The organism is Mesorhizobium sp. M7A.F.Ca.AU.001.01.1.1 (assembly GCF_004022735.1).
Classification (GTDB): Bacteria; Pseudomonadota; Alphaproteobacteria; order Rhizobiales; family Rhizobiaceae; genus Mesorhizobium; species Mesorhizobium ciceri.
Genome location: NZ_RZPF01000228.1, coordinates 1 through 8,537, shown reverse-complemented (window position 1 = coordinate 8,537; position 8,537 = coordinate 1). Strand labels below are relative to the sequence as shown.

The window sequence follows — 8,537 nt, the reverse complement described above, 5'->3', positions numbered from 1 at the left end:
GGCGAAAAGAAATGCAATTGATCCATCGTTTCCTCCCGGTCGACCGCAATGCGCTCGATCGAACCCCACCAAACGCACCAACAGCCGGTTGGTTCCAGCCAAAAAATGGAATTTTTTGAGAAATCTGTCAGGCGAAGGCGATCACCTGTGCGGTGGTGAGTGTCGCCTACATCGTCGGAAAGTGGCAGGCGACTTTGCGACCGGGTCGGTATTCCCGCAACTGCGGCCGCTCCGAACGGCAGCGCTCCGCCGCGATCGGGCATCGGGGATGGAAACGGCAGCCGGTTGGAGGGTTCAGAGGGCTCGGTACGTCGCCGGTGAGGATGATGCGCTTGCGCGTCCCGCTGGGCGTCGTCTCCACGATAGGAACCGCCGAGATCAGCGCCTGGCTATAGGGATGGGCCGGTGCTGCAAACACTTCTTCCGCCGGCCCTTCTTCGACGATCGAGCCGAGATACATGACCGCTATGCGGGTTGAAACCTGACGTACCACCGACAGGTCGTGGGCGATGAAGATGTAAGTGAGATTGAGCTTCTCCTGCAGATCGGCAAGCAGGTTGACGATTTGCGCCTGCACCGACACGTCGAGCGCGGAGACGGGTTCGTCCAGGACCACGAGGTCCGGGTTCAATGCAATAGCCCGCGCGATGCCGACGCGCTGGCGTTGCCCGCCGGAAAATTCGTGCGGAAACCGCATGACGTGATCCGGCAGCAGGCCGACAAGGTCGAACAGTTCCGCCACGCGTCTGGTGATCTCGCTCGACGAGAGCCTGCCATGGATGCGCAGCGGCTCGGCCACCAGGTCGCCGACGCGCCGGCGCGGATTGAGCGATGCCGACGGATCCTGGAAAACCATTTGCAAGCGGCGCCGGAGCGGCCTGAGTTCGGACAGCGACTTCGAGGTGATATCGTTGCCTTCGAACAAAAGCTCGCCGTCCGATATGTCGTAGAGCCTCACCAGGCAGCGCGCCAGCGTGGACTTGCCGCATCCGGATTCGCCGACCAGGCCGACCGTCTCGCCGCGCCACACGGTCAGGGAAACATTGTCGACCGCATGAACGGTTCGCTTGCCTTCGGCGGAAAAACGGCTGCCGATCGAAAAGCGCTTGCCCAGCGAACGCGTCTCGATAATGGGGCGATTCTTGTCGGTCATCGATCCGCTCATGCCTGTGCCACCCTGAAGCACGCCGCGGCATGAGTGCCGCTCCCGAGGTCGGGTTTGCCGGCCTCGCAGGGCTCATAGTGAACCGGGCACCGCGGACCGAACGCACAGCCCTGCGGCAATCGCAGCAATGACGGCGGCGAACCGGGAATGGCCGGCAGGCGGCGTGGTTTTTCGCCGGTCAGCGGCGGGATCGAACCGAGCAGCGCGCGCGTATAGGGGTGTCGCGGATCGGAAAACAGCTCCGCGCGACTGCCGCGCTCCACCACGCGGCCGGCATACATGACCATGACCCGGTCGGCGAGTTCGGAGACCACGCCCATGTCATGCGTGATGAAGACCACCGCCGACTTGTGCGTCGCGCGCAGCTTGCGCACCAGATCGAGAATGCCGGCCTGTACGGTGACGTCGAGCGCCGTGGTCGGTTCGTCAGCCACCAGCAACGCCGGATTGCAGGACAAAGCCATTGCGATCACCGCCCGTTGACGCATGCCGCCGGACAGTTGGTGCGGGTAGCGCGACATCGCCTCGTGCGGGTTCGGAAAATTCACCTCGGCCAGCAATTCCTCCACGCGCTCCATCGCCTTGGACTTGCTGATGTTGCGATGCGCGCGGATCTGTTCGGCGATCTGCCAGCCGATCGTGTAGACAGGCGTCAACGCGGTCATCGGATCCTGGAAGATCATCGCGATCTCGTTGCCGCGCAGCCGCCTCAGTTCGCGCGCGGGCAGTCCCACCAGTTCGCGGCCCTTGTAACGGATCGAGCCTTCGATGGTGGCGTTGGGATCGGTGATCAGACCCATGACGGCCAGCAGCGACACGGTCTTGCCGGAACCGGACTCACCGACGACGCCGAGGATCTCGCTCTCCTCGAGGTCGAAGGAAACGCCATCGATGGCCCGCACCAGGCCATCATTTGTGCGGAAGGATACTTTGAGGTCGCGCACCGACAGTATCATGATGTCCTCAGGCGCGGATCGAGAAGGATGTAGACGAAATCGACCACCGCATTGGCAACAACCACGAACATCGAAGCGTACATCACCGTTGCCATGATCATCGGCAGATCGAGATTCTGCAGCGCGTCATAAGTGAGCTTGCCGATGCCGTGCAGCCCGAACACCACCTCCGTCAGCAGGGCCGAGCCTCCGACCAGCGCACCGAAATCCAGGCCGAACAAGGTGACGAAGGCGATGAGCGACGTGCGCAAGGCATGGCGCAGCAGGATGCGGGTCTCCGACAGGCCCTTGGCCCGGGCCGTACGGATAAGTCCTCCTGCAGGGATTCGATGATCGCCGCGCGCAGCACGCGCCCATAAATGCCGATGTAGAGAATGGACAGCGTGATCCACGGAATGACCAGGGTCAGGAACCAGCCCTTTGGATCGTCGGAGAAGTTCTTGTAGCCGAGCGGCGGCACCCAGGAGAACGCCCAGCTGTCGTGGTAGCGGCTCTGGGTGATCAGGTTCATCACCTCGCCCAACCAGTACACCGGCATCGAAATACCGAGCAGCCCTAGCGCCATCAGCAGCTTATCCAGCCAGCTGCCGCGCGTGGCGGCGGCGGCGATGCCGATGATGATGGAGACGACCACCCACAGGATCGCCGCTCCGAACACCAGCGAGAGCGTGACCGGGATCGAATCCATGACCGCCGGCACCACCTTCCAGCCACGATTGACGAAGGAGGTCAGATCGCCGGTGACGAAGATCTTCTCCATCATCGTCACATATTGCACGTAGAGCGGCCGGTCGAAGCCGAAGCTGTGGCGTACCGCCTCCAGCACTTCGGGCGATGCATTGCGGCCGGCGATGCGCGCCGCCGGATCGGAGCCCGGCGTTGCGAAGAAAATCAGGAAGACGATGACCGAGATGCCGAACATCACGAACAGCATCTGGCCGAACCGGCGCAGGATTGCGTAGATCATCAGTCGCGCCCCAGCCGAACCTTGGAGCGCGGGTCGAGCGCGTCGCGCAGACCGTCGCCGAAGACATTGAGCGCCATGACGGAAACCGCGATCGCCAGGCCCGGCACCAGCGCCACCAGTGGCCTGGTGTAGAGCAGCGCCTGTCCGTCCTGGATGATGGTGCCCCAGCTCGCGGCCGGCGGCTGCACGCCGATCGAAAGGAAGGAAAGGGCTGATTCCGTAAGCATGTTCAGCGCCATCATCAGCGGCACGAAGACGATCAGCGTCGTGGTGACGTTGGGCAGGATGTCGCGCCACAGGATGCGCCACCCCGGCACGCCCAGATTGATCGCGGCGAGCACGAATTCGCTTTTGCGCAGTGCCAGAACCTGCCCGCGTATCGGACGAGCCACATAGGGCACGTAGACGATACCGATGATGATGACAGGCAGCCACAGACTGCCGGACTCGATCTGGATCGGTCCTATCGTGATGCCATGCGCGATGGTGACGATGGAGAGCGAAATCGCCAGCAGATAAATGGGGAACGCCCACAGTATGTCGAGGAAGCGCGACAGCACCGTGTCGGTGACGCCGCCGAAATAGCCGGCGATCAATCCCGCCGCCGTGCCCAGGATCAGGGTGAAGATGGTTGCTGCTCCGGAGATCAGCAACGAGCTCAGCCCGCCATAGAGCATCCTGGCCATGACATCGCGCCCCTGGCTGTCGGCGCCGAGGAAATAATTGCCCAGCCGCCAGGTCGGGCCGAGCGGTGTGTAGCCAAGCCCGAGCCCCTCCGTCGATTGTTCCATCACCGGAACGTCGGCACCGTCGATCTGGATGACGGCGTCGAGCGTCGAGGCGAAGGGGTCCACGCCTGCCCATTTCGCATAAAGAGGCGCACTGAGGCAGGCAAGGACGATGAGGAGGAACACGGCCAGCGACGCCATGGCGGCCCTGTCCCTTGCCAGCTTCGCAAACGCGACGGCCCAGGGCCCTCGCGTCTTGCGCGGCGCGGCGACAGCTACGTTCGACACGGACGTGCCCCTCCGCGGTTCGTTACTGCACCCAGGCCATTATTGTACCCAGGATTGGGTGATCATCCAGTTGAACTGCCTGTTGAACTTGAAATTGCCAAGACGTTTGCTGACGAAGTCTAGCCGCTTCGGCGTAAAGAGGCCGACCGCAGGTGCCTTGTCGGTGACTTGCCTGTCGATTTCAGCCCACATTTTATCGGCGGCTTTCTGATCGGTGACGCCGAGGTCCAATGCCTTTTGCATCTTGGCGTCGATTTCCTTGTCGCAGAAGCCGGCGATGTTGATCGAGGCGTCCGAACCTTCGCGGAAGGAGGCGCAGCTGAACAGGATGTTCAGGAAGTCCGAAGCCGCCGGATAGTCCTTGTACCACTGGGTGACGGACATCTGCACCTTGTTGTTGGTGTTCTGGATGTAGGTGAACTGGATGTTCGACGAGATCGGCTTGACGTCGGCGACATAGCCGATGCTGGTCAGCACGCTCTGCAGATAGACGCCGATGGAGCGCGAAATGGCGGTGTCCTCGACGATGATCGTCACCTTCTGGCCCTTGGTGCCGGAGTCCTCAACGAGCTGCTTTGCCTTGTCGAGATCAGGAGCCGACCATTTGGCGCCCGGGTTCTTGGTGAAGGGACAATAGTCTTCATGCCCGGGGAAGTCCGGAGGCAGGACCTGGCAGACCGGCGAGGCCAGCACCTTGCCGCCGAACAGCTTGACCAGCGTGTTGCGATCGATCGCATAGGCAACGGCCTGGCGGGCTTTTTCGTTGTCGAAGGGTGCGAGACGGTTGTTCAGCGGCGCGTACCACCAAGCCGAAAGCGGCGAGATGTGCAGCTGGTCCATGGACTTGCTGCCCAGTTCGCCCAGGCGGTCGCTCGGCAGAGCGTCGAACATCCAGTCCGCTTCGCCGTTCTGGATCGCGGTGACGGCTGCCTCTTCGGACAGGCCGAAATCATATTGGACGACATCCGGATAGCCGTCCGGCTGGGCTTCTTCGCTCCACTGCTTGAAATTGGGGTTGCGGGAAACCGTCATGCCCTTGTTCGGGTCGAAGGCGGAGATCATGTACGCGCCGGTGCTGGGAATGGGCTTGGAACCCATGTCTTCAGCGGGCGTGTCCGCCGGCAGGACCACGGCATGCGGCAAGGCAAGCTTGTAGAGCAGCTCGGCATCCGGCTTGGTGATGTTGATGGTGATGGTGCCGGCCGCTTCGTCGCCGACAACGCCGCCTTCCAGCGTGCAGCTCTTGGTGTCGGCCAGGCATTTGTCCGCCCCGACGATGCCGGCATAGAACGTGCCGGAGGTGGGTCCGGAAACCTTGAAGATGCGCTGGAAAGAAGCGACGACGTCCTTCACGCCAAGATCCTGGCCGCTGGAGAACTTGATGCCCTTGCGCAGCTTGAAGGTGAAGGTCTTGCCGTCATTGCTGACCTGCGGCAGGGCCTCGGCCAGATCGGGGACGATGGTGAAACCGTCCATGCCCTCGGCCTTGCGGAAGGCCACCAGGCCGTCATAGATCGGCTGGTACATCTGCCAGCCCTGGTCCGTGTAATTGATGTGCGGATCGAGCGTTCCGGCCGCGGAGCGGGCCAGCAGGCGGATGGTGCCGCCTCGGTGCTCCTTGAGATATTCGGCCTGTGCCGGGGCCAGCCATGTACCGGCCAGCAATGCCGCGGCTGTTGCCGCCAGAAGCAGTTTCTTCATGTCTTGATTCCCCTTTTTTCAGTTATCGTTGTGGTCCAGGAAGTCTCCCACCACCCGCATGCACGCATCTTGCTCTTCGACATGCGGCATGTGGCTGGAATGCTCGAATATCTCCCAGCGAGACCCCTTGATGCCGTCCTTGTAGGGCTGCACGGTCGCGGGCGTGGCCTCGTCGTGACGTCCGGAGATGATCAGTGTGGGAACATCGATGGCCGGCAGGCGCTCGACGATGCTCCAGTTCCTCAGCGTTCCGATGACATGGAACTCGTTTGGCCCATTCATCAGATTATAGACGGTCGGATTGCGCACGACCTGGGCGAAACTTTCCGTGACTTCGGGCGGGAAAGGCACGACCCGGCAGACATGCCGCTCGTAGAACACCATCGTCGCAGCCTGGTAAGCCGCATCGTCCGTCGTGCCGGCCTGTTCGTGTCGGGTCAGGGTCTCCTGCACATCCGCGGGCAGATCCGCACGCAACCGGTTGGCCTCTTCGACCCACAGTTTCATGGACGCCGGTGAGTTGGCTATGGTCAGCGATTTCAGGCCTTGCGGCCGCGTCACGGCATATTCGGCGCCCAGCATACCGCCCCAGCTCTGGCCGAGCACGTGGAAGCCTGTCCGAATGCCGAGGTGGTCGACGAGGTTTTCAAGCTCGTCGATGAACAGCCCAGGTGTCCAGAAATCGGCGCCTTTCTCAGGCAGCAAGGTGGAATTGCCGCAGCCCAACTGGTCGTAGTGGATGACGGCGCGATCCCTTCGCGCAAGAAGCTTGTAGGCATCGACATAGTTGTGAGCGACGCCCGGGCCGCCATGCAGGATCACCACAGGCGCCTTTTCGCCGCCGAGTTCGCCACTGACCCGATACCAGGTCTCGTAGGCGCCAAAAGCGGCCCGTCCTTCCATGCCGATGATCTCAGATGACATCCCAATTCCCAGTGCGATTGAAGGTACTTTTATCGTCCGCGGCGGCAGGCGCCTAACTCATGTTACGGGTGACCTGCACCCACTCTTCCAGCATCTGCACGCCAAATGCCGTGGCACCTTGCCTGCCGAGCGGCCGATCGGTGTCGGTCAGTTCCTTGCTGGCGATGTCGAGATGCACCCAGGGGCGATCTTCCGTGAAATGGCGCAGGAAGGCTGCGGCATAGGGAGCATCGCCATCTTCCATATCCTTGGCATGATGCCGCAGGTCCGCGAACGGCGATTGCAGGCCCTCGTCGTAGGCCCGATCGAGCGGCAGCCGCCAGAACCGCTCGCCGACCGTTTCTCCGGCCGCGATCATCTGTGACGCGATGGCATCGTCGGTGCTGAACAGGCCGGCGAATATCGACCCCAACCCACGCGTCACCGAATAGGTCAGCGTTGCCAGATCGACGATCACTAAAGGGTTGAAGCGCGTGGCTGCATAGTGGAGGCAGTCGGCCAGAAGCAGGCGTCCCTCCGCATCCGTGTCGAACACTTCCACTGTCTGTCCGGACGCCGTCGTGATGATGTCGCGCGGTTTGAGCGCCGTGCCGGATGGCATGTTCTCCGCAATGCCGAGAACACCGACAACGTGTACCGGGCTGCCTTGCCGGGCGAGTGCGATCAGCAGGCCGACCACAGCGGCCGCTCCGCCCATGTCGGCTTTCATGTCGAACATCTGCGCTCCGCCCTTGATGCAGAGGCCGCCCGAATCGAAGCAGACGCCCTTGCCGACGAAAGCGAGTGGTTGGGCGGGAGCACCCTTGCCCCGGTAGCGCAGGACAGCGACCCGCGGCGGGCGCGCCGAGCCCGATCCGACAGCAAGAAGCGCGTTCATGCCGAGCTCCTTCAGTTGCGCGGCATCAAGCATTTCGATGTCGATGCCGGCTTCACGCAGGGGCTCAAGATGATCGTGGAAATTGTCTGGATGGAGATGGTTCGGCGGCAGGTTGACCAAGGTGCGTGCATATTCGACGCCGTCGGCGATGGCATTGATCCGCGCCAGCGCCGCTGTCAGATCCGGGCCGCGAGCCCCTACCAGTTTCACCCGCAAGGTTCTATCCGCTCCCGCCCCTTGCCGCCGGTTGCGCATATCGAAACGATAGCGGCGTAGCCGCATGCCAAGCGCGACACGCGCCAGGATTTCGGCGCCGGGCAGGTCAACGCCGGCGATCGGGTCCAGGACCAGGGTGGGCGCGCATTCCCCCTTGCCCTCGAGATGCGCGGCAAGCAGACCGCCGGCGCGCGCCAGTGATAGGGTGGTTACGGCTTCAGCTTTGCCCAGGGCCAGGACGACCACGCGCTTGGTCGATACGGACTGCGGGGCAATAAGATCGATGCAGGTGCCGGATTCGATCAAGGCGGCCGGGTCGGAGCAGGCGCGCGAGAGAATCCCGCCCATCTCGGCATCCAAGGCGGCTGCCCGCGGGCCGAAGCCTGTTTGGGCAGTTTGCAAGATCACGACGACGGAGGCTTCCGAGGAAATCTCGTCCGCGGTCTCGAAAACCGGCGCTGGCGATTGAGGCATAGGCTGGCGCTCTCTCCGATTGCGGCAATACCAGCCGGGTAGCGAGCAACGCTTCGCTCACCCCGGTGGAGACTGGTCAAGCCGGTCTCCGCCGTTCGTGGTATAATGCCGGTCCCCAAATAGTCGCTTTCTTGAGACGACTTAATTGCTCTTGTCATCTGGGTATCCCCTAACAGGGCAGGCGATCAAACGCGAATTCTGCCCATGTCGATTGACAAAAACTCAACTCACAATTCATGAT

General features: G+C 62.4%; 6 protein-coding genes and 1 pseudogene. All 7 read right to left on the bottom strand.

The window, feature by feature from the left end; all coding sequences use genetic code 11:
- Nucleotides 1–166: 166 nt before the first annotated feature.
- The 7 genes and pseudogenes from EN884_RS15830 to EN884_RS15800 all read right to left on the bottom strand — a co-directional run bounded on the left by EN884_RS15830 (nucleotide 167) and on the right by EN884_RS15800 (nucleotide 8,296).
- On the bottom strand, nucleotides 167–1,153 hold the full coding sequence (locus EN884_RS15830) for a dipeptide ABC transporter ATP-binding protein (RefSeq protein ID WP_013531723.1): 987 nt from the start codon (nucleotides 1,151–1,153) through the stop codon (nucleotides 167–169).
- Between the two features lie 8 nt (nucleotides 1,154–1,161).
- The gene (locus tag EN884_RS15825) at nucleotides 1,162–2,121 is read right to left on the bottom strand and encodes an ABC transporter ATP-binding protein (protein WP_024503324.1); all 960 of its coding nucleotides are present in this window, start codon (nucleotides 2,119–2,121) and stop codon (nucleotides 1,162–1,164) included.
- Nucleotides 2,118–3,088, bottom strand: a pseudogene (locus EN884_RS15820) (ABC transporter permease). The gene EN884_RS15825 and the pseudogene EN884_RS15820 overlap by 4 nt, the downstream one beginning before the upstream one ends.
- Nucleotides 3,088–4,104 (bottom strand): ABC transporter permease, encoded by a 1,017-nt coding sequence (locus tag EN884_RS15815; RefSeq protein WP_063167981.1) that lies wholly within the window; start codon nucleotides 4,102–4,104, stop codon nucleotides 3,088–3,090. Before EN884_RS15815 ends, EN884_RS15820 begins: the two are co-directional and overlap by 1 nt.
- A gap of 39 nt (nucleotides 4,105–4,143) precedes the next feature.
- Nucleotides 4,144–5,805, bottom strand: coding sequence for an ABC transporter substrate-binding protein (locus EN884_RS15810; RefSeq protein WP_024503325.1), 1,662 nt, complete (start codon nucleotides 5,803–5,805; stop codon nucleotides 4,144–4,146).
- An 18-nt stretch (nucleotides 5,806–5,823) separates the two neighbouring features.
- The gene (locus EN884_RS15805; RefSeq protein WP_027161573.1) at nucleotides 5,824–6,729 is read right to left on the bottom strand and encodes a proline iminopeptidase-family hydrolase; all 906 of its coding nucleotides are present in this window, start codon (nucleotides 6,727–6,729) and stop codon (nucleotides 5,824–5,826) included.
- A 52-nt stretch (nucleotides 6,730–6,781) separates the two neighbouring features.
- Nucleotides 6,782–8,296, bottom strand: coding sequence for a leucyl aminopeptidase (locus EN884_RS15800; protein ID WP_063167980.1), 1,515 nt, complete (start codon nucleotides 8,294–8,296; stop codon nucleotides 6,782–6,784).
- Between the last annotated feature and the right edge of the window lie 241 nt (nucleotides 8,297–8,537).

Coding starts and splice junctions, on each gene's coding strand:
- EN884_RS15830 (WP_013531723.1), bottom strand. CDS start 1,153: ATGACCGACAAGAATCGCCCCATTATCGAGACGCGTTCGCTGGGCAAG.
- EN884_RS15825 (WP_024503324.1), bottom strand. CDS start 2,121: ATGATACTGTCGGTGCGCGACCTCAAAGTATCCTTCCGCACAAATGAT.
- EN884_RS15810 (WP_024503325.1), bottom strand. CDS start 5,805: ATGAAGAAACTGCTTCTGGCGGCAACAGCCGCGGCATTGCTGGCCGGT.
- EN884_RS15805 (WP_027161573.1), bottom strand. CDS start 6,729: ATGTCATCTGAGATCATCGGCATGGAAGGACGGGCCGCTTTTGGCGCC.
- EN884_RS15800 (WP_063167980.1), bottom strand. CDS start 8,296: ATGCCTCAATCGCCAGCGCCGGTTTTCGAGACCGCGGACGAGATTTCC.